This window comes from Bordetella genomosp. 5 (assembly GCF_002261475.1).
Taxonomy (GTDB): domain Bacteria; phylum Pseudomonadota; class Gammaproteobacteria; order Burkholderiales; family Burkholderiaceae_B; genus Bordetella.
Genome location: NZ_NEVN01000001.1, coordinates 588,329 through 611,000 on the forward strand (window position 1 = coordinate 588,329; position 22,672 = coordinate 611,000).

25 protein-coding genes are annotated in these 22,672 nt (G+C 68.8%); 14 read left to right on the forward strand and 11 right to left on the reverse strand.

Translation table 11 applies throughout. The features are described from left to right. Genes CEK29_RS02770 through CEK29_RS02780 form a run of 3 tightly spaced genes read left to right on the forward strand, consistent with a single transcriptional unit; the run spans position 1 to position 2,811 of the window. Positions 1-1,128: an ABC transporter permease gene (locus tag CEK29_RS02770; RefSeq protein ID WP_094798654.1), complete on the forward strand. Its 1,128-nt coding sequence runs from the start codon at positions 1-3 to the stop codon at positions 1,126-1,128. Positions 1,129-1,133: 5 nt separating this feature from the next. Beyond that, positions 1,134-2,630: a TolC family protein gene (locus tag CEK29_RS02775; protein ID WP_094857336.1), complete on the forward strand. Its 1,497-nt coding sequence runs from the start codon at positions 1,134-1,136 to the stop codon at positions 2,628-2,630. A 4-nt stretch (positions 2,631-2,634) separates the two neighbouring features. Beyond that, positions 2,635-2,811, forward strand: coding sequence for a hypothetical protein (locus CEK29_RS02780; RefSeq protein WP_094798655.1), 177 nt, complete (start codon positions 2,635-2,637; stop codon positions 2,809-2,811). Positions 2,812-2,846: 35 nt separating this feature from the next. Here CEK29_RS02780 and CEK29_RS02785 read toward each other — a convergent pair whose 3' ends face one another. Further along, the gene (locus tag CEK29_RS02785; RefSeq protein WP_094857254.1) at positions 2,847-3,356 is read right to left on the reverse strand and encodes a GNAT family N-acetyltransferase; all 510 of its coding nucleotides are present in this window, start codon (positions 3,354-3,356) and stop codon (positions 2,847-2,849) included. Between the two features lie 152 nt (positions 3,357-3,508). Here CEK29_RS02785 and CEK29_RS02790 point away from each other — a divergent pair, with 152 nt between their 5' ends. Together CEK29_RS02790 and CEK29_RS02795 are read left to right on the forward strand one after the other, a co-directional pair. Beyond that, positions 3,509-4,558 (forward strand): glycosyltransferase family 2 protein, encoded by a 1,050-nt coding sequence (locus tag CEK29_RS02790; RefSeq protein ID WP_094857255.1) that lies wholly within the window; start codon positions 3,509-3,511, stop codon positions 4,556-4,558. Then, entirely contained in the window at positions 4,555-6,153 is a 1,599-nt protein-coding gene (locus CEK29_RS02795) for an ArnT family glycosyltransferase (protein ID WP_094857256.1), read from the forward strand. The genes CEK29_RS02790 and CEK29_RS02795 overlap by 4 nt, the downstream gene beginning before the upstream one ends. On the opposite strand, the gene CEK29_RS02800 is transcribed toward CEK29_RS02795, so the two are convergent. Next, positions 6,101-6,496 carry a GtrA family protein gene (locus CEK29_RS02800; RefSeq protein ID WP_170948373.1) on the reverse strand — a complete coding sequence of 132 codons (396 nt, stop codon included), beginning with the start codon at positions 6,494-6,496 and terminating at the stop codon, positions 6,101-6,103. The genes CEK29_RS02795 and CEK29_RS02800 overlap by 53 nt on opposite strands. Positions 6,497-6,505: 9 nt before the next feature. On the opposite strand from CEK29_RS02800, the gene CEK29_RS02805 reads away from it, so the two are divergent. Next, on the forward strand, positions 6,506-7,420 hold the full coding sequence (locus tag CEK29_RS02805) for a ChbG/HpnK family deacetylase (protein ID WP_094857257.1): 915 nt from the start codon (positions 6,506-6,508) through the stop codon (positions 7,418-7,420). Further along, entirely contained in the window at positions 7,417-7,899 is a 483-nt protein-coding gene (locus CEK29_RS02810) for a multidrug/biocide efflux PACE transporter (RefSeq protein ID WP_440588296.1), read from the forward strand. The genes CEK29_RS02805 and CEK29_RS02810 overlap by 4 nt, the downstream gene beginning before the upstream one ends. Before the next feature lie 6 nt (positions 7,900-7,905). Here CEK29_RS02810 and CEK29_RS02815 read toward each other — a convergent pair whose 3' ends face one another. From CEK29_RS02815 to CEK29_RS02825, 3 genes are all read right to left on the reverse strand, one after another. Next, a complete protein-coding gene (locus CEK29_RS02815) occupies positions 7,906-8,811 on the reverse strand; it encodes an alpha/beta hydrolase (RefSeq protein ID WP_094798662.1) in 906 nt (301 codons plus the stop codon). 151 nt (positions 8,812-8,962) lie between these two features. Further along, positions 8,963-9,592, reverse strand: coding sequence for a LysE family translocator (locus CEK29_RS02820; protein WP_176456821.1), 630 nt, complete (start codon positions 9,590-9,592; stop codon positions 8,963-8,965). Positions 9,593-9,599: 7 nt separating this feature from the next. Then, complete coding sequence (locus tag CEK29_RS02825) at positions 9,600-10,511, reverse strand: DMT family transporter (protein ID WP_094857258.1); 912 nt, start codon at positions 10,509-10,511, stop codon at positions 9,600-9,602. Positions 10,512-10,695: 184 nt separating this feature from the next. On the opposite strand from CEK29_RS02825, the gene CEK29_RS02830 reads away from it, so the two are divergent. The 4 genes from CEK29_RS02830 to fusA all read left to right on the forward strand — a co-directional run bounded on the left by CEK29_RS02830 (position 10,696) and on the right by fusA (position 15,453). Further along, positions 10,696-12,126, forward strand: a complete 1,431-nt coding sequence (locus tag CEK29_RS02830; protein ID WP_094798755.1) for an aminotransferase-like domain-containing protein — start codon at positions 10,696-10,698, stop codon at positions 12,124-12,126. Between the two features lie 51 nt (positions 12,127-12,177). Further along, positions 12,178-12,522 (forward strand): TIGR01244 family sulfur transferase, encoded by a 345-nt coding sequence (locus CEK29_RS02835; protein WP_094798664.1) that lies wholly within the window; start codon positions 12,178-12,180, stop codon positions 12,520-12,522. Positions 12,523-12,613: 91 nt separating this feature from the next. After that, positions 12,614-13,078 carry a universal stress protein gene (locus CEK29_RS02840; protein ID WP_094798665.1) on the forward strand — a complete coding sequence of 155 codons (465 nt, stop codon included), beginning with the start codon at positions 12,614-12,616 and terminating at the stop codon, positions 13,076-13,078. Between the two features lie 263 nt (positions 13,079-13,341). Beyond that, positions 13,342-15,453, forward strand: coding sequence for an elongation factor G (fusA, locus tag CEK29_RS02845; RefSeq protein WP_094798666.1), 2,112 nt, complete (start codon positions 13,342-13,344; stop codon positions 15,451-15,453). 11 nt (positions 15,454-15,464) lie between these two features. Here fusA and CEK29_RS02850 read toward each other — a convergent pair whose 3' ends face one another. Then, the gene (locus CEK29_RS02850) at positions 15,465-16,445 is read right to left on the reverse strand and encodes a DMT family transporter (RefSeq protein WP_249278935.1); all 981 of its coding nucleotides are present in this window, start codon (positions 16,443-16,445) and stop codon (positions 15,465-15,467) included. Positions 16,446-16,675: 230 nt separating this feature from the next. On the opposite strand from CEK29_RS02850, the gene CEK29_RS02855 reads away from it, so the two are divergent. Further along, positions 16,676-17,140, forward strand: a complete 465-nt coding sequence (locus CEK29_RS02855; protein ID WP_094798667.1) for an Lrp/AsnC family transcriptional regulator — start codon at positions 16,676-16,678, stop codon at positions 17,138-17,140. Here the strand turns inward: CEK29_RS02855 and CEK29_RS02860 are convergent, their stop codons facing one another. After that, complete coding sequence (locus CEK29_RS02860) at positions 17,141-17,668, reverse strand: MgtC/SapB family protein (RefSeq protein WP_094798668.1); 528 nt, start codon at positions 17,666-17,668, stop codon at positions 17,141-17,143. A 149-nt stretch (positions 17,669-17,817) separates the two neighbouring features. On the opposite strand from CEK29_RS02860, the gene CEK29_RS02865 reads away from it, so the two are divergent. Beyond that, complete coding sequence (locus CEK29_RS02865; RefSeq protein ID WP_094798757.1) at positions 17,818-18,567, forward strand: TerC family protein; 750 nt, start codon at positions 17,818-17,820, stop codon at positions 18,565-18,567. A gap of 13 nt (positions 18,568-18,580) precedes the next feature. On the opposite strand, the gene CEK29_RS02870 is transcribed toward CEK29_RS02865, so the two are convergent. Beyond that, positions 18,581-19,396, reverse strand: a complete 816-nt coding sequence (locus CEK29_RS02870; RefSeq protein WP_094857259.1) for an alpha/beta fold hydrolase — start codon at positions 19,394-19,396, stop codon at positions 18,581-18,583. Between the two features lie 82 nt (positions 19,397-19,478). On the opposite strand from CEK29_RS02870, the gene CEK29_RS02875 reads away from it, so the two are divergent. Then, positions 19,479-19,976, forward strand: a complete 498-nt coding sequence (locus CEK29_RS02875; protein WP_176456822.1) for a YbaK/EbsC family protein — start codon at positions 19,479-19,481, stop codon at positions 19,974-19,976. Between the two features lie 54 nt (positions 19,977-20,030). Here CEK29_RS02875 and CEK29_RS02880 read toward each other — a convergent pair whose 3' ends face one another. The 3 genes from CEK29_RS02880 to ybgF are packed head-to-tail and all read right to left on the reverse strand — an operon-like array spanning position 20,031 to position 22,590. After that, positions 20,031-20,822, reverse strand: coding sequence for an ABC transporter ATP-binding protein (locus CEK29_RS02880; protein WP_094857260.1), 792 nt, complete (start codon positions 20,820-20,822; stop codon positions 20,031-20,033). Next, a complete protein-coding gene (locus CEK29_RS02885; RefSeq protein ID WP_094857261.1) occupies positions 20,819-21,895 on the reverse strand; it encodes a FecCD family ABC transporter permease in 1,077 nt (358 codons plus the stop codon). The genes CEK29_RS02880 and CEK29_RS02885 overlap by 4 nt, the downstream gene beginning before the upstream one ends. After that, a complete protein-coding gene (gene ybgF, locus CEK29_RS02890) occupies positions 21,895-22,590 on the reverse strand; it encodes a tol-pal system protein YbgF (RefSeq protein ID WP_094798672.1) in 696 nt (231 codons plus the stop codon). The genes CEK29_RS02885 and ybgF overlap by 1 nt, the downstream gene beginning before the upstream one ends. Positions 22,591-22,672 lie beyond the last annotated feature (82 nt).

Here is a 22,672-nt window from a genome sequence, read left to right on the forward strand (position 1 = left end):
ATGGGGCGCTGGCTGCTCAATGTGATCCGGCTTTGCGGCAAGGAGCTCTACAGCCTGGGCCGCGACGTGACGCTGCTGGTGCTGATCGCCTACGCCTTCTCGGCCGCCATCTACTCGGTGGCCGAAGGGGTCAAGGCCGAGGTCTCCAACGCCTCGGTCGCGATTCTCGACAGCGATCATTCCGAGCTGTCGCTGCGGCTGCGCGATGCGATCCAGCCGCCCTATTTCAAGACGCCGGAGGACATCGAGCGCGCGGACATCGACGCCGCGCTCGAACGCGGCCGCTATATCTTCGTGATCGAGTTTCCGCCCAATTTCGAGCGGGATGTGCTGGCCGGCCGCGCGCCGACCGTTCAGGTCCTGATCGACGCCACCGCGATGACGCAGGCGGGCCTGGGTGCGGTCTACCTCGACGAAATCTTCGCGCGCGAGGTGCTGGACTTCCTGCGGGTGCGGGGCCTGTCGGCGCAGCTGCCGGTGGTACCGGTGAGCCGCACGCTGTTCAATCCCAACGGCCAATCGGCCTGGTTCACGTCGGTCATGCAGATCGTGACCAACGTGACGGTGCTGGCCATCATTCTGGTGGGGGCGGCCGTGATCCGCGAGCGCGAGCATGGCACGATCGAGCATCTGCTCGTGATGCCGGTGCGCGCCAGCGAGATCGCCATGGCCAAGATCCTGGCCAACGGCGCGGTGATCCTGCTGGCCGGCATGCTGTCGCTGCGCTGGGTGGTGCATCTGGGCCTCGACATCCCGCTGGCCGGGTCGCCCTGGCTGTTCATGGCCGGCCTGGCCCTGTATCTGTTTGCCGTGACGGCGCTGGGCATGTTGCTCGCGACGATGGCGCCCACCATGCCGCAGTTCGGCCTGCTGTCGGTGCCGGTCTATGTCGTGGCCTACCTGCTGTCCGGCGCGGCCACGCCCGTTGAAAGCATGCCGGCCCTGATGCAGCAGATCGTGCCCATCCTGCCCACCACGCAGTTCGTCCAGATGGCCCAGGCCATTCTTTATCGCGGCGCCGGCTTCGACGTCGTCTGGCCGCAGTTTGCCGCCATTGCCGTGTGTGGCGCGCTGTTCCTCGCGCTGGCGCTGGGGCGCTTTCGCTCCATGCTGGCCCGCCAAGGTTGACGCTGATGACTGACTTTCCGCTTGCCGATTCCCGTTCCCGCTGCTGGCGCCGCCTGCCCTCGATACTGGCCCTCGCCGGGGCACTGTCGGCCTGCTCCACCATCGAGGTCGACGTGCCCGCGGCGCGCACGGCGCCTGCCGCCTTCGATCAAATGCCCGCCGGGCAGACGGACGCGGCGCAACTGGACCAATGGTGGCTGACGTGGCGCGATCCCGTGCTGACGCAGCTGATCGAGGAAGGTCTGGCCGAGAACGCCGACATCCGCATCGCGCAGGCCCGGGTGCGGGAGGCGCGCGGCATGGCCGGGGTGGTCGACTCGGCGCTGTATCCGACCCTGGCGGCGAGCGGCATGGCACAACGCGGCAAGGTCGAGGTTCGTGATCCCGCGCCGCTGCCGCAGGACACCAGCATGGTCAAATCCTATCTGGGCGGCTTCACGGCCAGCTGGGAGGTCGATGTGTTCGGCGGGCGCCGCAGCGATTCCGCGGCCGCCCAGGCGGCGGCCCAGGCGCGGCAGCAGGCCCTGTACGGGGCGCGCATGACCGTGGCCGGCGACATCGCCCGCAACTATCACGAGGCCCGCGGTCTGGCGCGGCGGCTGGCCGTGCTCGACCGCAGCATCTCGGCCACCGAGCGCCTGCAGCGCTACGCGCGGGGCCGCTACGACGCCGGCCAGGCCACGCGCTACGAGCTCGACCGCGCCGTGGCGCAGGCCGACGCGTTGCGCGCGCAACGACCCCTGCTCACGAGCGAATACGACATCCGGTTGCGCCGCCTCGCGGTGCTGACGGGTCAGCCGCCGCAGGCGCGCGCGCCGTTGCCGCCGGAGCCGGCGGGCGCCGCACTGCCCACGCCGCCCGCCGGCATGGTGCCCTCCGACGTGCTGGCGCGCCGCCCGGATGTGCGGGGGCAGGCCGATATGGTCAATGTGTACGCCGCGCGGCTGGGCAGCGCCAAGGCCGATCTGTTGCCGCGCTTCTTCCTCAATTTCATGCTGCAGGACGGTCGGGTCGATTTCAGCAGCACCGGCGCCCTGCAGGGCACCGCCGGCCTGCTCGGCGTGGGCGTGAGCCTGCCGATCTTTACGGCCGGGCGGATCCGGTCCAATATCGCAGCATCCGACGCGCGCCTGCAGGAAGCGCTGGCGCGCTACGATCGCAGCATTCTCGACGCGCTCGAAGACGTCGATAATGCCTACGGCATGCGTCATGGACTGGACCAGCGCGAGCAGCTGCTCCTCACCGCCAGCGAGTCGGCCGCGCACAATGCCCGTCAGGCGGGGCGTCTGTACGATGCCGGCCGCCAGACGCTGCAGGATGTGCTCGATGCGCAGCTCGATGCGCTCAGGCGCGAAGACGAACTGGCCCAGGTGCGCATGGCGCGGGCCAATGTGACGGTACGGTTGTTCCAGGCGTTGGGAGGCGGCTGGACGGCCGATGCCGCTGATGCGGCGCCGGCTCGGGCACGGGACGCGGCGGCGCCGGTTACTACGGGAGAATAACGAGATGCATCCGAACACCAATACCATGCTGATCATCGTGTGCGTTGCCGTCGCCATGATGCTGGCGGGCTTCGGCCTGCGCGACCGCAACCTCGGTCTGCTGCTCATGGGAATCGGCCTGATCGTCGCCGTGGGCACGGTGGCCTACAAGGCGTACATCACCTTCAGCTCGTTCTACTGAATCCCCGGCTCGCGTCCGCGAGCCCGCGCAGCGCCTCAGTCGAGCGCGCGCGACATATACACCGCGCCATCGCCATACTGCGCCAGCTTCGCGCGCAGCGCGCTCGACTGCGCTTCGGGCGCGTACCCCCGGCGCTGCCAGTACGTCACGGCGGGGGCCAGCGAGACCAGCGCCGCGCGGCGCAGTCCCGCCCGGCGCGCGCCGTGCGCGCTGTCATCCAGCAGGGCGGCCGCCACGCCCAGGCCCTGGGCGGCGGGGGCGACGGCGCAATCATGGACGAACCACGTGGTGGCGGGCGAGGGCAGGGCGTCGAGCGGCTGATTGAGCGCCGCCGGCAGACCCGCATCCCAGGGATACGCGATCAGATAGCCGAGCAGCGCGCCGCCCCGTTCGGCCACGCGGCATGTGTGCGGGGCGAGCGCCAGCCGGTTGGCGAAGAAGCTCGCCTCTTCGAGCAGGTCGGCCGGGTAGACGGCGGCCTGAACGTCCAGGATGGCGTGGATATCGCCGGCCTGCATGGCACGGACAAGGTAGGGGGCGGGCATTCGAGGTAAGGCTTGCGGCGGACCCCCGATTTTAGCTGGCCGTCAGCTGGCGGGCGTGAAAGGCGGGATTGCGGGTGGCGGGCGCGGTTTGATGAAAATTCAACGGGGCGCCTTTCATACTTCGCCACACGTCCTCACCTGGCATGCCCATCATGCAGCACGACCCGCAAATTGCCCCCCCGCTTTCCCTGGCCCGCGCCCCGCGCCTGGCCGCCGTCGAACGCACGCATCCCGCCGGCCCGCGTCTGGACGCCCGGCTCAGCGTGGTCGTGCCGTGCCTGAATGAATGCGCCAACCTGCGCGTGCTGCTGCCGGCCTTGCGCGCGCGCCTCGATGGTCTGTCGCAGGAGTGGGAAGTCATCGTGGTCGATGACGGCAGCACCGACGACACGCCGTTGCTCATGCAGGAATGGGTTCAGGTCGACGGCTATCGTTATCTGCAACTCTCGCGCAACTTCGGCAAAGAAGCCGCGCTGAGCGCCGGCCTCGAGGCCGCGGATGGAGACGCCGTGATCTGCCTCGACGCCGACATGCAGCATCCCGTCGCGCTGGTGGACGAGATGTTGCGGCGCTGGCGCGCGGGCGCCGATATGGTCTACGCGGTGCGCAAGAATCGCGAAGACGAGGGCTGGTTCAAGCGGGTCGGGACGCGGCTGTTCTACCGCATGCTCAGTGGCGCCGGGCATCCCGAGGTGCCCGCGGGCGCGGGGGATTTCCGCCTGATGGATCGCCGGGTGGTCGAGGCGCTGGTTGCCCTGCCGGAGCGCACCCGCTTCATGAAGGGCCTGTACGCCTGGGTCGGTTTCCGATCCGAAGCCTTGCCCTACACGCCCGCGCCGCGCGCGCACGGCACGAGCCATTACCGTCCGCTGCGCCTGATCGGTCTCGCGTTCGACGGGCTCACGGCATTCACCACTTGGCCGTTGCGGGCGGTGAGCATGGTGGGCCTCGCCTTCGCCGCGCTGGCGCTCGCCTACGCCGCCTGGCTGGTTCTGGACTATGTGCACAGCGGCAACGCCGTCTCGGGCTGGACCACCATCGTCACCGCCCTGTTCTTCTTTGCCGGGGTCAACCTGATCTCGCTGGGCGTGGTCGGTGAGTACGTGTCCCGCATCTTCGACGAGGTGAAGGGGCGGCCCCTGTATGTCACGCGGCAGCGCCGCGGCCGCGCCAAGCGCGCCAGCCGGATGTCCGCGCGATGAGCACGCTCGCCTTGCATGCCGCGCGCGCCCGGCCACGCGAACTGCCGGGCTGGGCGGTGCTGGGCCTGGCCTGGCTCTGGCTGGTCCTGCTGAGCGGTGCGCGCCTGCTCACGCTGCCGGACGAAGGGCGTTATGTCGGCGTGGCGTGGGAAATGCTGCGCAGCCATTCGTGGCTGGTGCCGCGCCTGGACGGCATGCCGTACTTCCACAAGCCGCCGCTGTTCTACTGGCTCACGCAGGGCAGCCTGGCCATGTTCGGGCTGCACGAATGGGCCGCGCGGCTGCCGTCCCTCATCGCCGCGTGGGGTTTGAGCGCGGGCGTATATGGTTTCGTGCGCAACTATCGGGGCGGGCGCGACGCGGCCACCGCCGTGCTCGTGCTGGTGAGCCTGCCGCTGTTCTACGGCGGCGCTCAGTTCGCCAACCTGGACATGCTGGTGGCGAGCCTGATCGGCCTGACGGTGCTGGCCGGCGCGCATGCCGTGCTGCGCGCGGCGCAGGGCGCGGATTCGCGGCGGGGCGCGTTGGCGGCGGCAGGATTCGCCGCGCTTGCGGTATTGGCCAAGGGCCTGATCGGCCTGGTGCTGCCGGGCATGATCCTGGCGCTGTGGCTGCTGCTGCGGCGCGATGTGCGCGGCCTGCGCGCACTGCTCTGGTGGCCCGCGGTCGGGCTGTTCCTGGCAGTGGCGTTGCCGTGGTTCGTGGTCATGCAGCTGCGCTACCCCGACTTCTTTCACTACTTTTTCATCTATCAGCAGTTCGAGCGCTTTGCCGCAGCGGGTTTCAACAACGTTCAACCGGTGTGGTTCTACCTGCCGGTGCTGGCCGGCCTGGCGCTGCCGTGGTCGCTGTGGGCGGGCGGCATGTTGCGCCGTGCCTTCTGGCGCGAGACCGACGGCCTGCGCCTGCGCGCGCTCTACCTCGCGTGGCTGGGCGTGGTGCTGGTGTTCTTCTCCATTCCGCAGTCCAAGCTGGTGGGCTATGTGCTGCCCGCGCTGGCGCCCCTCGCGCTGCTGCTGACGGAGGTGATCCAGGCCGCGGGCGGATCGGCCGTGCCGCGGGTGCGGCGCCTCGTTCTGGCGTCGGCGCTGGGCGCCGCCGCGATCTGCGCGATCGCGGTGGGCGTGGCCGCGTCCAATCCGCGGGACAGTCTCGCCGACATGGCGCGCGAGGTGCGCGCCCAGGCCAGCCCGGGCGACACGCATGTGGTGTTGCACAGCTTCCCGTTCGATCTGGGCTTTTACACCGGCGCGACGCAGCCGCCCTGGGTCGTCGAAGACTGGACGAGCCCCGAGATCGTGCGGCGCGACAACTGGCGCAAGGAGCTGTACGACGCGGCGCGCTTCGAGCCCGAGGCCGGCGAGCGCACGCTGATCGATGCCGCGGCGCTCACGCGCCGCCTGTGCGCCGCGCCGGCGGGCCAGCGATTCTGGCTCTGGGGCCGCGATACCGACCAGACCGCCTATCCGGTGCTGCAAGGCCTGGCACCGGCCGCGGTGCAGGAGCGGCGCCAGGTCTGGCGCATCGATACGGGGCCCGCGTTCAGCGCGGCGGTGTGTGGGCAAACGCCCACAGGCGGCTCGCCACGAACGTGAGGAAAGCCAGCACGATCAGGATCAGGGCCAGCAGCAGGTCGTAGCGCAACGGGGTGGCATGCAGCAGCCAGGCATATGACAGTTCGTTGACGACGAAGCCCGTGGCTGAAATGAGAAAGAAACGACGCGCTGCTATGGTCCAGCCGCGGGCCTGGTGGCGGAAAGTGAGACGGTAATGCCCGGTGAACGACACCACGAAGGCGATCAGCCAGCCGATGAAATTGGCGAGCAGGGGTGGGGCGCCCGCGCCTTCGACGCAAGCCACGGCGATGAGCCAGTGGGTGGCGGCGGCGGCACAGCCCACGAACACGAACCAACCAATCTGGCGCAGCAAGACACGCATGGTGATGTGATGGATATCCAGTCGGACACGGAATTCTACGGACGGCGCGTCGCCGTCTGCGGCGATGATTTTGGCATGGATGCCGCGATCGATGACGCATTGTTTGCGCTGATCGATCAGCGCCGCGTGAGCGCCGTCAGTTGCCTGACGCAGGGCCGCTCGTTCGCCGCCAGCGCGGGCGCGCTGGCGCATCGCGATGCCGACATCGGCCTGCATCTGAACCTGACCGAATCGTTGAACGGTGAGCCCATGCCCGCCTTGTCCGCGCTGATCGTGCAGGCCTGGCGCGGCCATCTCGACGCACGCTGGATCGAAGACCAGATCACGCGCCAGCTCGACGCTTTCGAGGATCGCTTCGGGCGCGGGCCGGATCATGTCGATGGCCATCAGCACGTGCACCAGTTGCCGGGCGTGCTGCAACCGCTGCTCGTGCAGCTGCGTCAGCGCTACGGCGCGCGCCGGCCCTGGCTGCGCAATACCGCGCCCGGCCTGCTCGCGGGACTGCCGTTCGCGGCGGGCCTGAAGGCGCGCTTCATCGCTCGCCTGGGCGCACGCGAGCTGCGTGCCGCCGCGCAGGCCGAGGGCTGGCGCACCAACCGGCATTTTCTGGGCGTGTACGACTTCGGCGCCGGCGCGCGCGGCTACGCGGCGCTGGTGCACCAGTGGCTCTTCAATGCGACCGACGGCGACCTGCTGATGTGTCATCCCGCGCTGCCCGGTCTGCGGCACACGGCGCATGCGGCCCAGCGTGCGGCGGAATTCCAGGTGCTGGGCGACGCCGCGCTCGGCGAATGGATGGCGGCCAACGGGATCTCGATCGAGCGCTATTCCAGGATGGGTGCGCTGCGGCCGGTGGCGGAATCGGTTACCGTTGCGGCTGTCGCGCCCGCCGGTCGGTTCCGGCACCTCGTCAGCCGTACATGATTCACCCCTCCGAACCGTCTATCCCTTCCGCCAGCCAGCCTGTCCGCAAATCCCTCAAAGAGCGCTTTCTGCACGCGTTTTTCTTCGAGGTGATCGCCATCGGCCTGAGTGCGCCCGTGGCCGCGTGGGCCATGGACAAGCCGGTCTTCGACATGGGCGTGCTCACCGCCGTGATCGCGCTGATCGCGCTCTTCTGGAACATGCTTTACAACGCCGGCTTCGAGCGGATCGAACGCCGCTTCGGCCTCGCGCGCACGCTCGCCGTGCGGGTGCTGCACGCGTGCGGCTTCGAAGTGGGGCTGGTGCTGATCGTGGTGCCGCTCGCGGCGTGGTGGCTCGCCATCGGCTGGTGGGCCGCCTTCATGCTGGACCTGGGCTTTCTGATGTTCTATCTGCCCTACGCCTTCTTCTACAACCTCGCGTACGACAAGCTGCGTGCGCGCTGGTGGGGCCGCGCCCCGGCCTTGCAGCAGGCCTGAGTCCGCTCAGCCCCGGCCCGCGGCGCTGGCCGCCGGGGCCGCGCGCCACGCGCGGCTGGCGTCTTCCACGAAACCCCGCACCGCATCCTCATACTGCGCGCCGCTGCGCACCGCGCCCGAATGCGACACGCCGTCGATCTTCACCAGCCTGCGCAGGCCCGGTTCGACCATGACGGCGGCGGCATAGAGCTCGTCGCTCATGGTGTGCGGGACGACGCGGTCGGCCGTGCCATGCACCAGGAGCAGCGGCGTGGTCAGCGTGGCGAGTTTGCCGAGCGAATCGAACGGCTGCGTGACCAGCAGGCTCGCGCCCGGGATGCCGCCATACTTCATGGTGGCCATCATGGCGGCCACGCTGGTAAAGCTCGATTCCACGATCAGACCCGCGAAATCGGGCAGATCGGGGCGGTGCGCCAGATCGATGGCGATGGCGCCGCCCAGGCTGTGGCCGTAGACGAACCGCCGTGCGGGATCGGGCTGGCGCCGCGCCAGCTCGCGCAGGGCCACGGCCGAATCCTGAAACGCCGATTCTTCGGAAGGCAGACGGGGGCTCGAATCGCCGAAGCCGCGATAGTCGATGGCCAGCACCGAGTAGCCCATGCGCGTCCAGCCTTCCATGCGGAAGGCGCTGCCGTTCAGATTCCAGCGTGCGCCGTGCAGGTACAGCACCGTGGGCGCGTCGGGCAGCGGACTCTGCCAGTACCAGGCGCGAATCGCTTCGCCGTCGGCCACGGGCAGGTCGAAGACCTCCGTGCCGCTCGGTGGCTCGCGCCACCAGCGTTGCTGGTCATGCTCGGGGGCGAAGATCGCGCTGCGCTGCCAGGCGTCGAGCTCGGAGCAGCCCACCACGCCGGCGGCGATCATCAGGCCGGCGCCGGCGAGGCGACGGGTGGTTCGGTTAAAAAATGCCATGCTGCGTCAGACCGGATCGGGGTGTGTCGGGTTCCCCAAGGCTAACCCAGTCATCCGGCCGGTCGGAATGCCGCTTTTGGGGGGCAGAACGCCGCGGATGACACCGCTCGGGCGCCGGCGCGGCGCCTGGCCGCCGCCCGGACCGGCGCGCTCACGCGCCGAGCAGTTCGTGCGCCACGGGATACAGCGACGCGACCAGCAGCAGCGCCATCACCCAGTTGAAGGCGCGCACGGCGCCGGGCCGGTGCAGCAGGCGGCGCAGCGCCACGCCGAAGACGACCCACACCCCGATGCTCGGCAGGTTGACGATCCCGCACACCACGGCCGCGATCATCAGGTTCGCGAAGAAGCCCTGTTGCGGCGTGTAGGTCGCGATCACGCCGATCGCCATCACCCAGGCCTTGGGGTTGATCCATTGAAACAGCGCCGCCTGCATGAACGTGAACGGCTTGCCGCGCTGCGCCCCGTCTTCCATCGGGCCCGAGCGCGCGATCCGCCAGGCCAGATACAGCAGGTAGGCCGCGCCGCCGTACTTGAGCGCGGTGTAGAGCCATGGCGCGCGCGTGAACAAGGCACCCAGGCCCAGCCCCACCACCACCATCAGCAGGACGAAGCCCAGCGACACGCCGAGCATGTGCGGAATGCTGCGGCGAAAGCCGAAGGTCAGGCCGGACGAGGCCAGCATGACGTTGTTGGGCCCCGGGGTGATCGAGGCCACCAGCGCGAAGGCGGCAAGCGGGCCCAGCAGCGGGAGCGAAAGCATCGGGATCGAATCGAACATGATGACCTCAGCGACGCGCCACCAGAGCCCGGCGGCCACCCGCGATCACGGCGATGACCGCCACCGCGAACACGAAGGTCTCCGCGGGCACGGCCTCGCCGAAAAACAGCGCGGCGGCGAGCACGGTCAGGAACGGCTGCAGCAGCTGCACCTGGCCGACGCGGGCGATGCCGCCGATGGCCAGGCCGCGATACCAGGCGAAAAAGCCCAGGAACATCGAGCCCAGCGCCAGGTAGGCGAAGGCGCCCAGCGTGGCCGCGCCGGGAACAGGCGTGTGCGCGGCCATCCACAAGACCGGGCCGGCGAGCACCGGCGCGCTGACCGCCAGCGCCCAGCAGATCGTGCGCCAGCCGCCGAGCGTGCGCGCGGCGCGGGCGCCTTCGGCGTAGCCCATGCCGCCCAGCACCACGGCCAGCAACAGCCAGCCGTCACCCAGCTGGAACGCACCGCCGCCCTGGCGCAGGGCGTACACCACCACCAGCGCCGCGCCGAGCAGTGCCCACACCCAAAATCCGCGCGACGGCCGCTCGCCGCTGCGCCAGGCGGCGAACGCCGCGGTCGACAGCGGCAGCAGTCCGTTGAACACCGCGCCGTGCGAGGACGAGACGCTGGTCATGGCCAGCGTCGATGCCAGCGGCCAGCCGACCACGATGCCGGCCGCGGCCAATATCACGCCCGACCACTCGGCGCCGCGTGGCGCGCGGCTGCGGGTGAGCACCAGCAGCAAGACGGCGGGGAGGGCGGCGGCCAGCGCCCGGCCCAGTCCGACCAGCAGCGGCGACATCTCCGCGACGGCCACGCGCGTCATGGGCAGGGTGAGCGAAAAGACGAGCACCCCGAGGAGGCCATAGGCATAGCCTTCCCAACGGGGCGGGTCGGCGGGGGAGATCGTGGACGAGGCGTAGGTAGCGGATCGCATGAAAGCACCGGAGAAAGTCGGGCGGCCCTTGCCAGCCTCGACACTGCCTGTCACTCTACGCACAGTTGGCGGTACAGTACCGATACACTTCATCGGTTCACTTTAAGACTGGCCCGGTCCGTTTACCAATACAGTTGTCATGCTCAGCCCATCCGAAACCCTGTCCCCGCAAGCCTGGCAGCCCGTGCGCGAGGCCGACCAGACCCTCGTCGCGCAACTCGCCGACGATCTGGCGCGCCGCATCGACGAGCAGGGGCTGCGCCCCGGCACGCGGCTCCCGTCGATCCGCCGCATGGCGGAGCAGGCGCAGGTCAGCCGCTTCACCGTGGTCGAGGCCTACGACCGGCTCGTGGCGCGCGGTCTGGTGCAGTCCCGTCGCGGCGCGGGCTTTTTCGTCAGGGCGCGGGGCGGCCAGCTGACGGCCGCCCCTGCGCCTGCCGCCGCCGACATGGCGCCGCCGGCCCGGGTCGACGTCATCTGGCTGTTGCGCAACATGTTCCGCGACAGCGCGCCGGGGGCGCCGGGCGGCGCGGGCCTTCTGCCTTCCGAATGGCTGGATCCGGAGCTGGTGGCGGGCGCCATCCGCGCGGTCGGGCGTTCGGCACGCGGCAATCTGCTGTCGTACGGCCGGCCGCAGGGCTACGCGCCGCTGCGCCAGCAGTTGGCCGCAATGTTGCAGGGCGAGGGGGTGCCGGCGCATCCCGAACACAATCTTCTGACCGTCAACGGCGTGACGCACGGCCTCGATCTGATCGCGCGCCATCTGGTGCGCCCGGGCGACACCGTGCTGGTCGAAGACCCGGCCTGGTTCGTGATCTTCGGCCGGCTGTCGGCGTTCGGCGCGCGCGTGATCGGCGTGCCGCGCGGCCCCGATGGCCCCGATCTGGCGCTGCTCGACCGCATGGCTGCCGAACACAAGCCGCGGCTCTTCATCATCAACGCCGCCGTCCACAACCCCACCGGCCATACGTTGTCGGCCGGTGCCGCCTACGACATTCTGAGGCTGGCCGAGCGGCACGATTTCATGGTCGTCGAAGACGACACCTATGCCGAGCTGCATCCGGGCGGCGCCATGAAGCTCGCGGCACTGGACCGGCTGCGCCGCGTGATCCTGGTGGGCGGATTTTCCAAGACGCTGGCGGCGAGCCTGCGCGTGGGCTATGTGGCCGCGCACGCCGACATCCTCGAGCAACTCACGCATCTCAAGATGCTGGCCGGGCTCACCTCGCCGGAGCTGGGCGAACGCGTGGTGCATCGCGTCTTGGTCGAAGGCCAGTACCGGCGTCATGTCGAGCGGGTGCGGGCGCGGGTGGACGATGCGCGGCGGCGCTGCAGCCGGGCGCTGGCCGATCTCGGCATGACCGTGCCGTTCGAGGCGCAGGCCGGCATGTTCGTGTGGGCCGATTGCGGCCGGGACTCGGAGGCGGTCGCGCGTGCGGCGGCCGATCGCGGCATGCTGCTCGCGCCGGGCACGCTGTTTTCGCCGAGTCAGGCGCCCTCGACCATGCTGCGGTTCTCGGTCCCGATGATCGAGAATCCCAAGTCGTTCGAGATGCTGGCCGAGCTGATGCGCGGCGATGGCGGGACGGGGGTGTCGGCACGCGGCACGAACTGAATATACTTCGAGGGTTGCGCGCCACTCCGGCGCCCGCTCGAAGGAAAAGCCATGTCCGCTCCCATCCGACCCCTCACCGAAAATTTCGCCGTCGCGCCGCAGCTCGGTCCTGACGATATGGCCGATGTGGCCGCGGCCGGCTACAAGAGCGTCATCATCAACCGTCCGGATTTCGAAGGCGGTCCCGATCAGCCCACCGCCGCCGACGTCACGCGCGCCGCGCAGGCCGCCGGCCTGCAGATCGAGTATCAGCCCGTGATCGGCAGCGCCATGACCGCCGCCGACGTGGCCCGCTTCGCCGAGTTGCTCAAGACGCTGCCGGGTCCCGTCCTGGCGTACTGCCGCACCGGCACGCGTTGCACCAACCTGTTCGTCGCCGCGCAACAGCAGGGTTGATACCCATCAACACACCTACCTTGGTACAGGTTGCCGGGCCCGCTTTTTCCGGTAGCATGTAACTTCCAACAAGACAGGAGCTGGCAGCATCATGTTCAAGAAGATCCTGATTCCGACCGACGGTTCCCCGCTCTCCGCGCAGGCCGCCAATGCAGGCATCACGTTCGCGCGCTCCGTAGGCGCCGAGGTGGTGGCGCTGTATGTCACCCAACCCTTCGCCGCCACGATCGGCTTCGACGGCATGGCCGCCGCCTACGCCATCACCGACGAAGACTACGAGAAGGCCTCTTCCGAGCAGGCCGACAAGTATCTCAAGCAGATCGTCGATCGCGCCGCCACCGCGGGCGTGAATTGCGAATCGCGCGCCGTCTCCAATTTCAACGTCGCCGATGGCATCGTCCAGGCCGCCTCCGAGGCAGGCTGCGACCTCGTCTTCATCGGCAGCCACGGTCGCAGCGGCCTGTCGCGTCTGCTGCTCGGCAGCGTCACGGCCAAGGTGCTGTCGCTGGCCACCACGGCCGTGCTGGTCTACCGCGTCAAGGAAGACAAGAAGTAAGTCCCGGTCCTGCCGGAACCGCGCCGGGTCATGCCGCGCGCAGGTCGCCTTGCAGCCCCCGCCGCGCTCACGCGCCGCGGGGGTTTGTTTTTTCGTGGCCATCCCCATCTGGAGAGTCTGCGCTGCAAGACCACCGTCTAAACCAAGGTTTTATGGCGCCCGTCAGGGCTCCGTACTATGCTTGATCAGCAGGCGCAACGGCGGTAGCGGCGGCCAAAAGCCGACGTCACCTCCCTCAATGCCACGACAACCCAGAGGCCACCATGACTCGCAGGACGCCCATCGAGCTCTATCGCAACATCGGTATCAGTGCCCACATCGATGCGGGCAAGACGACCACCACCGAACGCATCCTCTTCTACACCGGCATCACCCACAAGCTGGGTGAGGTGCACGAAGGCGCGGCCACGATGGACTGGATGGAGCAGGAGCAGGAACGCGGCATCACCATCACGTCGGCCGCGACCACGGCGTTCTGGCGCGGCATGGCCGGCAACTATCCCGAACACCGCATCAATATCATCGACACCCCGGGCCACGTCGACTTCACGATCGAAGTCGAACGCTCGATGCGCGTGCTCGACGGCGCCGTCATGGTCTACGACTCGGTCGGCGGCGTGCAGCCGCAATCCGAAACCGTCTGGCGCCAGGCCAACAAATACGGCGTGCCGCGCATCGCGTTCGTCAACAAGATGGACCGCATCGGCGCCGACTTCCTGCGCGTGCAGCGCCAGATCGTCGAGCGCCTCAAGGGCGACGCCGTGCCGGTGCAACTGCCCGTGGGCGCCGAAGACCACTTCGAAGGTGTGATCGACCTCATCAAGATGAAAGCCATCATCTGGGACGAGGCCAGCCAGGGCACGCGCTTCGAGTACCGCGACATTCCGGCCGAGCTGCTGCCGCAGGCGGAGCAATGGCGCGAAAAAATGGTCGAGAAGGCCGCCGAGGCCAACGAAACGCTGCTCGAAAAATACCTGTCGGGCGAGGCACTCACCGAAGACGAGATCAAGGCCGGCCTGCGCGCGCGCACGGTCGCCAACGAGATCGTTCCGATGCTGTGCGGCAGTGCCTTCAAGAACAAGGGCGTGCAGGCCATGCTCGATGCCGTGATCGATTTTCTGCCGTCGCCGATCGACGTGCCCGCCATCAAGGGGCACGACGACCACGACAAGGAGATCGAGCGTCACCCGGCCGACAACGAGCCGTTCTCCGCGCTCGCCTTCAAGATCATGACCGACCCGTTCGTGGGTCAGCTCGTCTTCTTCCGCGTGTATTCGGGCGTGGTGAAGTCCGGCGACTCCGTGCTCAATCCGCTCAAGGGCAAGAAAGAGCGGCTGGGCCGCATCCTGCAGATGCACGCCAATGAGCGGCGCGAGATCAGCGAGGTCTACGCGGGCGATATCGCCGCGGCCGTGGGCCTCAAGGACATCACGACCGGCGATACGCTCTCCGATCCGCAAAAGCTCATCATCCTCGAACGCATGACCTTCCCCGAGCCCGTGATCTCGCAGGCCGTCGAGCCCAAGACCAAGGTCGACCAGGAGAAGATGAGCACCGCGCTCAATCGTCTCGCGCAAGAGGATCCGTCGTTCCGCGTCCGCACCGACGAAGAATCCGGCCAGACCATCATCTCGGGCATGGGCGAGCTCCACCTCGAGATTCTGGTCGACCGCATGAAGCGCGAGTTCGGCGTCGAGGCCACGGTCGGCAAACCGCAAGTGGCTTACCGCGAGACCATCCGCAAGAAGGTCGACGACGTCGAAGGCAAGTTCGTCAAGCAGTCGGGGGGCCGGGGCCAGTACGGTCACGTCGTGCTCACGCTCGAGCCCAACGAAGCGGGCGCCGGCTATCAGTTCGTCGACTCGATCAAGGGCGGCGTGGTGCCGCGCGAGTTCATTCCGGCCGTCGACAAAGGCATCCAGGAAACGCTCAACTCCGGCGTGCTGGCGGGCTATCCGGTGGTCGACGTGAAGGCCACGCTCACCTTCGGCTCGTATCACGACGTCGACTCCAACGAAAACGCCTTCCGCATGGCGGGCTCGATGGCGTTCAAGGAGGGGATGCGTCGCGCCAGCCCGGTGCTGCTCGAGCCCATGATGAAGGTCGAGGTCGAAACGCCCGAAGACTTCACCGGCAACGTGATGGGCGATCTGTCGTCGCGCCGGGGCATCGTGCAGGGCATGGACGACATCGCGGGGGGCGGCGGCAAGCTCGTGCGCGCCGAGGTGCCGTTGGCCGAAATGTTCGGCTACTCCACCTCGTTGCGCTCGCTCACGCAGGGCCGGGCGACCTACTCGATGGAGTTCAAGCACTACGCCGAGGCACCGCGTCAGGTGGCCGAGCAGGTGATGGCGGCGCGCGGCACCAAGAGCTGAGCTGACGCCTCTCAGGCAGCCGCGGCTGCCTCGACCTGGCCGCGTGGGCGCTTGCGCCCCGCGGCCAGTTTCACGCCGGCCAGGATCAAACCGAAGCCGAGCGCGTGATAGCCCTGCAATTGCTCGCCCAGCACGGGCCAGGCCAGCATGGCCGCGTAGGCCGGCACCAGAAACATCGACAGACCGGCGGTGGCCGGGCCGGCGCGTCGCACCAGTTTGCCGTACACCACATACGCGCCCAGGCTGGGCACCAGGGCCAGGAACAGCAGCGTGCCATACAGGCGGGGATCGCCGAAAGGCACCCCCGCGCCCGTGCCCACGACCGCCTCCACCAATGCAAACGGCGCGAGCGCCACGACGCCGCCGGCCATCATCGCGGCCAGCCGCAGGCTGTCGGGCATGGCGGGCACGCGCGCGCGCTTGAGCAGCACCGTGTAGCAGGCCCAGCCCGTGGCGGCGAACAGCACCCAGAGGTCGCCGGCGCCGAAGGCCAGCGCTTGCAGCACGGCGGCGTCGCCGCGCGTCAGGACGGCCAGCACGCCGCCCAGGGCCAGCAACAGGCCCGCCGCCCGCGAGGGCGCGAGCGGCTGGCGCCACAGCAGCGTTTCGAGCAGCACCACCAGCAGCGGGCTGCACGAGAAGATCAGGGCGATGTTGGTGGCGCTGGTCGACTGCGCGCCGATGTATTGCGGCGCGACCGCCACGCCCATGCCCAGCAGGGCCAGCGGCAGCAGCGCGGGCCAGGCCTCGCGCAACAGATGGCCATGACGCCGCAGTGCCGGCCAGACGAACGGCGCCAGCAACAGCAACGCGGTGAGCCAGCGCCCGCAGGCCAGAAACACCGGCGGCAGGCCGATATCGTGGGCCCAGCGTGCGGCCACCATGTTCGAGGCGAACAGGGCCGGGGCGGAGACGAGCATCAGCAGGGTGACCAGCGGCGCGCCGGCGCGACTGCCGGGCGAAGAAGACGGATGGGATGCAGCGTGGGACATGAAACAGCCGCGCGGATCACGCGCGTCGAATGCCGGAAACGCCGGCGCGACGGGCTCGCGGGGTGGTGCGGGCAGGGGGCCGGGCAGTGCGGACCGGATACGGGCCGCATCAGGACAGTTTACGGACCGTGCCCCGAAATGTGCTTCCGATTTGTCCGGGGATTCCCCGGAAGCGGAGAATTTTCCGCTGTATATTCCCGGTTAAGGAAAAGATATTTTTCGGGTGATCCATGGGTGCTCGTCTCGACGATACCGACCGCAAGATTCTGCGCGCCCTGCGCGCCGACGGCCGGCTGACCAACATCAAATTGGCGGAACAGGTGGGCCTGTCGCCCACGCCGTGCTGGAACCGGGTGCGCGCCCTGGAAGAGGCGGGGGTGATCGAGGGCTACACGGCCCTGCTCAATCAGAAAGCCCTGGGCCTGCCCGACACGGTGATGATCGAAGTCACGCTCGAGCACCACGACGACGACACGCTGGAACGCTTCGGCGCGCAGATCGCCGAGCTGCCCGAAGTGGTGGAGGCCTTTCTGGTGACCGGCGACTACGACTACCTGATCAAGGTGGCGGTGGCCGGCACCGAGGGCTATGAGCAATTTCTGCGCAAGCGGCTCTACAAGCTGCCCGGGGTGCGGCACAGCCGTTCGACCTTCGTATTGCGGCGCCTGAAGCAGACGGCGTCGGTCGCGCCCTGATCACTGGCGCGGCGGCCGCGCCTCGGCGATCACGCTCTTTTCGTTGTTGGCCGCGATGTGTTTTTCCCAGCGATGGATCACCGCCAGCACGAACAGCGCGATGAGCGTGCTCACCACCGCAGTGGCCTCGCGGCCCATGCCGGCCGCCACACCGACCGCGGCCGTGAGCCAGATGCTGGCCGAGGTGGTCAGCCCGTGAATCTCGCGTTCGCCCGAGAGCTTGATGATGGCGCCCGCGCCCAGGAAGCCGATGCCGGCGATCACGCCCTGCAGCACCCGGCTCAAGTCGGCCACTTCCATGCCATTCTGGACCGGCACCAGCACGAACAGCGCGGCGCCGAGCGCCACCAGCATGTGGGTCCGCAGGCCGGCCGGCTTGCCGCTGCGTTCGCGTTCATAACCGATCATGCCGCCCAGAATCGTGGCCACCAGTAAGCGCAGAATCACGCGTGTCGCCTCGCCCACGTCGGGGATATCCGCAAACTCGCCACGCACGGTAAACCAGATTTCCTGCCACACGGATTCCATCGAGTACTCCAGCCGATCCGCGCCTTGCGCGGACACTTCGTTTCAGGTTGATTCGAGCATAACCGTAGTCATGCGGCGCGGCTATCATAGGCCGACAGCGCAGACCGCCCATGCGGGCATCGTACGGACCCACGGAGTTCCAAGAGATGATGGATTACCTGCTTTCGCTCGCTCAATCCCCCGCCGCCTGGGCCGCTCTGGCCACCCTGATCGCCATGGAAGTCGTGCTCGGCATCGACAACCTGATCTTCATTTCCATCCTCACCAACAAGCTTCCGCCCGAGCAGCGCAGCCGTGGCCGCCGCATCGGCATTGGCGCGGCACTGATCCTGCGCCTCGCACTGCTGGGCACCGTGGCGTTCATCGTGCGCCTGAACACGCCGGTGTTCGAGCTGTTCGGCCAGGGCTTTTCGTGGCGCGACATCATTCTGATCGCGGGCGGCCTGTTCCTGGTCTGGAAGGCTACCCGCGAAATTCATCATCACGTCGACCCCACGCCCAGTGGCGACGTGTACGACAGCTCGCGCCAGACCATCGGCTTCGGCGCCGCGATCGGGCAGATTCTGATGCTGGACCTGGTGTTCTCCGTCGACAGCATCATCACGGCGGTCGGCATGACGCCGCACATTCCGATCATGGTGATCGCCGTGGTCGTGGCCGTGGCGGTGATGCTGCTGGCGGCCGATCCGCTCGCGAAGTTCATCGAGCGCAACCCCACCATCGTGATGTTGGCGCTCGCCTTCCTGCTGATGATCGGCATGGTGCTGGTGGCCGAGGGCTGCGGCGCGCACGTGCCCAAGGGCTACATCTACGCGGCGATGGCGTTCTCGGCGCTGGTCGAGGGCCTCAACATGCTGGCGCGCCGCGCGCGCCAGCGCCGCGGCGGTGCCGCGCACTGAGTCCAGCCGCGGGTCAGGCGCCCAGAAAATCCAGGATCGCCTGATTGAAGGCGCGGGGGTTGCCCAGGTTCATGCCATGCGATGAACCGGTGATCGCCACGCGCTGCGCCTGCGGCATCAGCGCCTGCAGGCGTTCGATGAAGGCGGGATAGGGCGGCGGGCTCAGCGCGCCGCCGATCAGCAGCGTGGGCAGCCCGAGCGCCGCGAGCGCGTCGAGGTCCAGCGGGGCGGGCGGTTCCACCGCCTGGCCCAGCAGCGTCGCTGCGTTGTCGCGCACCATGTCCTTGAACCACGGCACCATGCGGCGCCAGGTGTCGGGCCCCGTCACGGTATCGATGAAGAGCGCCAGCCCGGTGTCCGCGTCGCCGGCGCGTATGTGCTCGAGCGCGCGCTGACGGAAATCGCCCCGCTCATCTTCGCCGGGCAGCGACAGCCCGGGGTCGGCAAGGATCAGGCTGCGCACCAGGTCCGGGCGGGCAAGCGCCACATCGATTGCGATGCGGCCGCCACGGGAATGCCCCACGAGATGGGCGGGCTCGCCGGCCACCGTTTCGATCAGGGCGATCACGTCGGCCGTGTGCTGGGCGATCGAGAAGTCCGCGCCCTCGCCATCCCACGCTTCCGGCCAATAGTGCCGCAGCGAGGGCGCCAACACGCGGAACTGCCGCCCGAGCGGCCCCAGCTGCGGCTTCCAGTAGCGGCAGTCGCACAAGGATCCGTGGATCAGCACCATCGGCGCGCCCAGGGCGGTGCCCGTGGACTCGGTGTAGGTGAGCGGATAACCGTCGAGCGCGACGGTCTGGAGGTCGAGTTGAGGTTCGGAACGCATGGGTCGGTCTTGCCAGCAAGCCTGGGATTCTAGCGCCGCGATACACTTTGCGCAGTCAACAGGTCCCGAGGAGACGATTGCGATGGATGTGCCCGATCTGGAATCCCTGCCCGAGTCGGCCCGCCGTGTGGCGCGCTTGCTGCAAGAGCTTGGACACGACCGGCCCGTGGTGATGCTGCCCCAGACGGGCAAAACCTCCGCGGAGGCCGCCGCCGGCCTGGGCTGCGAAGTGGCGCAGATCGCCAAATCGATCATCTTCCGCCGCCTCTCCGACAACGCGCCGGTGCTTGTCGTGGCCAGCGGCATCAACCGGGTCGACGAGGCCAAGGTCGCCGCGCTGGTGGGCGCGCTGGGCAAGGCCGATGCGCGCTTCGTGCGCGAGGCCACCGGCTATGCCATCGGCGGCGTATGCCCGATCGGCCATGCCACCAAGCCCGTGATGTTGCTCGACACCGATCTGTTCCGTTACGACAGCCTGTGGGCCGCGGCCGGCCATCCGAACGCGGTGTTCAACCTCACGCCGGATCAGCTGGCCCGCATGACCGGCGCGTCTCGAGCCGACGTGGCGCAACGCGCCTGAGCTGCCGCATCGCCAGCTCGCCTCGCACCCGCCGCGCGTCGGCAGAGCCCCCGCTCAGTGCAGCCCGGTGCTCAGCCCATCGACCAGCACGTGCGGCCGTCCCGACGAGCAGTGCTCCACGCGCGCGGCGATGCCGTACACGTCGGCCAGCCCCGGCGCGGTGATCACCGCCTCGGGCGCGCCGCTCGCATGCAGGGCGCCCGCCCGGATCATCCACGCATGATCCGCGTGCTGCAGGGCCGCGTTCAGGTCATGCAGCGCCGCCACGGTGATGAGGCCGTGTTCGCGCGTTTCCTGGCGCAGCAGCGTCATCACGTGAAACTGGTAGTTCGGGTCGAGCGCCGAGAGCGGCTCGTCGAGCAGCAGCACGCGCGGCCGGCGGATCAACGCCTGTGCCAGACCCACCAGCTGCTTCTGTCCGCCCGACAGTTCATCGAGAAAGCGCAGGGCGAGATGCGCGATGCCCAGCCGTTCCAGCAAGGCCGTGATGGCCGTCAGGGCGGGCGGGCCCTCGGCCGGCGGATGCGCGCGGGCGGCGGCCAGCACCGACTCGATCACGCGCAGGTGCACGTCGGCCGGCAGGCCCTGCGGCAGATACACCAACCGTTGTGAGCGCGCGCCCGCGTCCAGCACGGTCAGATCCTGATCTCCCAGCAGCACCGCGCCGCCGCGCGGCGGCACCAGTCCCGCCATGGCCTTCAGCAGCGTGGATTTGCCGCTGCCGTTCGGGCCGAGCAGCGCGGTCAGCGAACCCGGCGCGAGCGGGCCGGCATCCAGGCCCGCGATGATGTCGGGCGCGCGGCCGTAGCCGGCCCGAAGCGCGCGCAACTGCAGCGTGGCGTTCATAGCGAGGCCTGCCGGCGCAGCAACACCGCCATGAAAAACGGCACGCCGACCAGCGCGGTCAGGATGCCGACGGGCACGATCACGCCGTCGAGCAGGTTCTTCGACAACAGGGATGCGGCGGACAGGATCAGCGCGCCGGTCAGCGCGCTGCCCGGCAGGAAATATCGGTGGTCTTCGCCGAACAGGCGTCGCGCGATGTGCGGCGCGACCAGCCCGATGAAGCCGATGGTGCCGACAAACGCCACGGCCAGGCCGGACAGCACGCTCACCCGCGCGATGGCGCCGAGCCGCACGCGGCGCACGTCCACGCCGAAGCTGGCGGCGCGCTCTTCACCGAGGCGCAAGGCCGTCAGTCGCCAGGCTTGCGACAGGGCGAACGGCAGGGCCGCCGCCAGCGCCACGGCCATCAGCGCCACGGTGCCCCAGTTGGCGCGCGTCATGCTGCCCAGCGTCCAGAACACCAGATTCTGCAAGGCCTGCGCGCTCGCCACGAACTGGATCAGCGAGGTCAGGGCATTGAAGCTGAAGACGAGCGCGACACCGAACAGCACGATGGCGGCGGTACCAATGCCGCGCCGCCGGGCCACGGCGTCGAGCAGCAGGCCGCAGAGCGCGGCGAACAGGAAAGCATTGACCGGCACCAGCCAGTCCAGCGGCAGCCCCGGCACGCCGGTCTGCAGCACGATGGCGAGCGAGGCGCCCAGCGCGGCCGCCGACGACACGCCGAGCGTGTAGGGGCTGGCGAGCGGATTGTTCAGGATGGTCTGCATCTCGGCGCCGGCCAGGCCGAGCGCCGCACCGACCAGCGCGGCCATGGCGGCTTGCGGCAGGCGGATGTCCCAGACGATCACCCGCGTGCTGGCATCGGCCGCATCGGGGGATAGCAGGGCGGTGAACAGATCGGAGAGGGTGAGGCCGGACGGCCCGAGAAGAATGTCGGCGGCCAGACAGGCCAGCGCGACGGCCAGCAGCACGAGGGCGTGCAGCCGGCGCCGGCCGGCGAGGCCGCGATAGGCGGCGGCCGTTGGATCGGCCGCCGTCGACTCGTCGGCGCGCGCCGGCGGAACTGGCATTACTGCAGCAGTTGCAGGCGGCTCTTGGCCGTGTTGGCGGCCGGCGCGGTGGGGTAGTCACGCACGATGCGTTGCAACGTGGTCTTGGCGCCCGCGCGGTTGTTCATCTCGATCTGGCTGCCGGCGATCACGAGCAGCGCATCGGGCGCGCGCGGATTGTCGGGCGAGTTCTGGATCAGGGTGTTGAGCTGCTCGATCGCGCCCTTGAAGTCTTTCATGGCGTAGCGGCTGCTACCCAGATAGAACTGCGCGGTCGGGGCGAGCGGGCTCTTGGGATAGAGCGCGACGAACGCGGCGAGCGATTCGGCGGCGTCCTTGTATTGCGCCTTGCGGAACAGGTCGATGGCGCCGTCGTAGGCGGCCTGTTCCTGCGGGTCGGCGGCATTCACGCCGGGCGGATTGCCCGCGTGTTGCTGCTGGCCTTGCGCGCCGCCCGAGTTGGGCTGCTGACGCGAGACGAGTTCGAGTTGGTCGCGCAGTTGCGCGATTTCCTGCTGCAGCGATTGGATCTGGTCGGCCAGTTGCAGGCGCGCACGCTGGTTTTGTTCGTTCTGTTGCTGCACCTGTTGGCGCAGTTCGAGGATGGCCCGGCGGGCTTCATCGTCGGCGAAGGCATGGGCGGGGGCCGCCAGGCCGGCACAAGCGAGGCTTGCGCTCAGGACCAGGGATCGCATGGACAGGACTCGATCTCGCATAAAAATTCCAGGTCTTGAAAAGCAGAACGTCGGGACGGCCGGTTGACCGTCCCGACGCAGGGTGGGGCACTTACAGTCGCGA

What these genes read in the sequence shown, in the direction of transcription:
- CEK29_RS02855 (WP_094798667.1), top strand. Translation starts at nt 16,676, where the DNA reads ATGGGTGCTCGTCTCGACGATACCGACCGCAAGATTCTGCGCGCCCTG.
- CEK29_RS02820 (WP_176456821.1), bottom strand. Translation starts at nt 9,592, where the DNA reads ATGTTCGATTCGATCCCGATGCTTTCGCTCCCGCTGCTGGGCCCGCTT.
- CEK29_RS02850 (WP_249278935.1), bottom strand. Translation starts at nt 16,445, where the DNA reads ATGTCCCACGCTGCATCCCATCCGTCTTCTTCGCCCGGCAGTCGCGCC.
- CEK29_RS02835 (WP_094798664.1), top strand. Translation starts at nt 12,178, where the DNA reads ATGTCCGCTCCCATCCGACCCCTCACCGAAAATTTCGCCGTCGCGCCG.
- CEK29_RS02870 (WP_094857259.1), bottom strand. Translation starts at nt 19,396, where the DNA reads ATGCGTTCCGAACCTCAACTCGACCTCCAGACCGTCGCGCTCGACGGT.
- CEK29_RS02785 (WP_094857254.1), bottom strand. Translation starts at nt 3,356, where the DNA reads ATGCCCGCCCCCTACCTTGTCCGTGCCATGCAGGCCGGCGATATCCAC.
- CEK29_RS02795 (WP_094857256.1), top strand. Translation starts at nt 4,555, where the DNA reads ATGAGCACGCTCGCCTTGCATGCCGCGCGCGCCCGGCCACGCGAACTG.
- CEK29_RS02780 (WP_094798655.1), top strand. Translation starts at nt 2,635, where the DNA reads ATGCATCCGAACACCAATACCATGCTGATCATCGTGTGCGTTGCCGTC.
- CEK29_RS02770 (WP_094798654.1), top strand. Translation starts at nt 1, where the DNA reads ATGGGGCGCTGGCTGCTCAATGTGATCCGGCTTTGCGGCAAGGAGCTC.
- CEK29_RS02810 (WP_440588296.1), top strand. Translation starts at nt 7,417, where the DNA reads ATGATTCACCCCTCCGAACCGTCTATCCCTTCCGCCAGCCAGCCTGTC.
- CEK29_RS02805 (WP_094857257.1), top strand. Translation starts at nt 6,506, where the DNA reads ATGGATATCCAGTCGGACACGGAATTCTACGGACGGCGCGTCGCCGTC.
- CEK29_RS02825 (WP_094857258.1), bottom strand. Translation starts at nt 10,511, where the DNA reads ATGCGATCCGCTACCTACGCCTCGTCCACGATCTCCCCCGCCGACCCG.
- CEK29_RS02815 (WP_094798662.1), bottom strand. Translation starts at nt 8,811, where the DNA reads ATGGCATTTTTTAACCGAACCACCCGTCGCCTCGCCGGCGCCGGCCTG.
- CEK29_RS02775 (WP_094857336.1), top strand. Translation starts at nt 1,134, where the DNA reads ATGACTGACTTTCCGCTTGCCGATTCCCGTTCCCGCTGCTGGCGCCGC.
- CEK29_RS02865 (WP_094798757.1), top strand. Translation starts at nt 17,818, where the DNA reads ATGGATTACCTGCTTTCGCTCGCTCAATCCCCCGCCGCCTGGGCCGCT.
- CEK29_RS02840 (WP_094798665.1), top strand. Translation starts at nt 12,614, where the DNA reads ATGTTCAAGAAGATCCTGATTCCGACCGACGGTTCCCCGCTCTCCGCG.
- CEK29_RS02885 (WP_094857261.1), bottom strand. Translation starts at nt 21,895, where the DNA reads ATGCCAGTTCCGCCGGCGCGCGCCGACGAGTCGACGGCGGCCGATCCA.
- CEK29_RS02880 (WP_094857260.1), bottom strand. Translation starts at nt 20,822, where the DNA reads ATGAACGCCACGCTGCAGTTGCGCGCGCTTCGGGCCGGCTACGGCCGC.
- CEK29_RS02800 (WP_170948373.1), bottom strand. Translation starts at nt 6,496, where the DNA reads ATGCGTGTCTTGCTGCGCCAGATTGGTTGGTTCGTGTTCGTGGGCTGT.
- CEK29_RS02860 (WP_094798668.1), bottom strand. Translation starts at nt 17,668, where the DNA reads ATGGAATCCGTGTGGCAGGAAATCTGGTTTACCGTGCGTGGCGAGTTT.
- CEK29_RS02790 (WP_094857255.1), top strand. Translation starts at nt 3,509, where the DNA reads ATGCAGCACGACCCGCAAATTGCCCCCCCGCTTTCCCTGGCCCGCGCC.
- fusA (WP_094798666.1), top strand. Translation starts at nt 13,342, where the DNA reads ATGACTCGCAGGACGCCCATCGAGCTCTATCGCAACATCGGTATCAGT.
- CEK29_RS02875 (WP_176456822.1), top strand. Translation starts at nt 19,479, where the DNA reads ATGGATGTGCCCGATCTGGAATCCCTGCCCGAGTCGGCCCGCCGTGTG.
- ybgF (WP_094798672.1), bottom strand. Translation starts at nt 22,590, where the DNA reads ATGCGAGATCGAGTCCTGTCCATGCGATCCCTGGTCCTGAGCGCAAGC.